Origin of the sequence: Mesorhizobium sp. M5C.F.Ca.IN.020.29.1.1, assembly GCF_003997375.1 — a bacterium.
Taxonomy (GTDB): Bacteria; Pseudomonadota; Alphaproteobacteria; order Rhizobiales; family Rhizobiaceae; genus Mesorhizobium; species Mesorhizobium wenxiniae.
Window position 1 is genome coordinate 1 of sequence record NZ_RZSW01000989.1, and the last position, 1,193, is coordinate 1,193.

2 protein-coding genes and 1 pseudogene are annotated in these 1,193 nt (G+C 57.3%); all 3 read left to right on the forward strand.

The window, feature by feature from the left end:
- A pseudogene (gene eno / locus EOA85_RS35660) lies at positions 1 to 212 on the forward strand (phosphopyruvate hydratase); the annotation flags it as partial.
- Between the two features lie 188 nt (positions 213 to 400).
- Complete coding sequence (locus EOA85_RS35665; RefSeq protein WP_127212759.1) at positions 401 to 724, forward strand: septum formation initiator family protein; 324 nt, start codon at positions 401 to 403, stop codon at positions 722 to 724.
- A 171-nt stretch (positions 725 to 895) separates the two neighbouring features.
- Positions 896 to 1,193: thiamine pyrophosphate-dependent enzyme (locus EOA85_RS35670; RefSeq protein WP_245486365.1), on the forward strand; the 298-nt coding region annotated here is incomplete at its 3' end.

Here is a 1,193-nt window from a genome sequence, read left to right on the forward strand (position 1 = left end):
AGGCCGGCTACACCGCGGTAATGTCGCACCGCTCGGGCGAAACCGAAGATTCGACCATCGCCGATCTCGCCGTCGCCACCAATTGCGGGCAGATCAAGACGGGCTCTCTGTCGCGCTCGGATCGCATGGCCAAGTACAACCAGCTCATCCGCATCGAGGAAGAGCTTGGCAAGCAGGCGCTCTACGCCGGCAAGTCGATCGTGAAAGGCTGAGCCCACAGAAGATATCCGGAATGAAAGGGCGGGGGCATTCCTCGCCCTTTTTGTTTCAACACCGCCAAATCCGGTCATCCGTAACCGTCCATTAAGCACAATCGGGCGAGAAAGGGGCTAGGTCGCAGAGTGTTAGAGCGTCCTTTGCGCGTCCAAGCCGACGCGCGGCGCTCTAAGGGATTTGGATCATGTGGACACGTCAGCACAAGCAGAGAAACACCGGTCGGCTGATCATTCCCTCGCTCTGCGTGGCATTCCTGGCCTATTTCGGATTCCACGCCTATCATGGCGAATTCGGCATCTATTCCAAGTATCGGTTGGAAGCCGAAGCCGTCGATTTGCAAAGTGAGCTCGATGCCGTCAAGGCGCGCCGGGTCGACCTGCAGCGGCGCGTTCAGCTGATGCATCAGGGCACGCTGGAGAAGGACATGCTCGACGAGCAGGCGCGCAGGGCACTCAATATGTCCCATGCCGACGAAATCACCATCATGTTGCCAGCTACGGCAAGATAACCAAATTCAAGTTAATCGACGATATTTTCAATGATTTTAATCGCTTAGATGCATGTCAGCCATGCATTTTTCAGCATGGCGAAACGCTTTCCCGCGTGTTAGCCTTCCCAAATCGGTGGGGAGAACTGATCTCCCTCAGTGTCCGCAAGAGACGCCAACAGGGAGTGATGCATGGCCACCGCCGCCAGAAAAGCGCCTGCCAAATCCAAATCCAGATCCGACGGCAAATCGGCGGGGGTTTCGGCCCCCAAACCTGTCGACTTCACCAAAGACGAGGAGCTTGACGCCTACCGGCGCATGCTGCTTATCCGCCGCTTCGAGGAAAAGGCCGGCCAGCTCTACGGCATGGGCTTCATCGGCGGCTTCTGCCATCTCTATATCGGCCAGGAAGCAGTTGTCACCGGCATGAAGATGGCGCTGGTCGATGGCGATCAGATGATCACCGCCTACCGCGATCATGGTCACATGC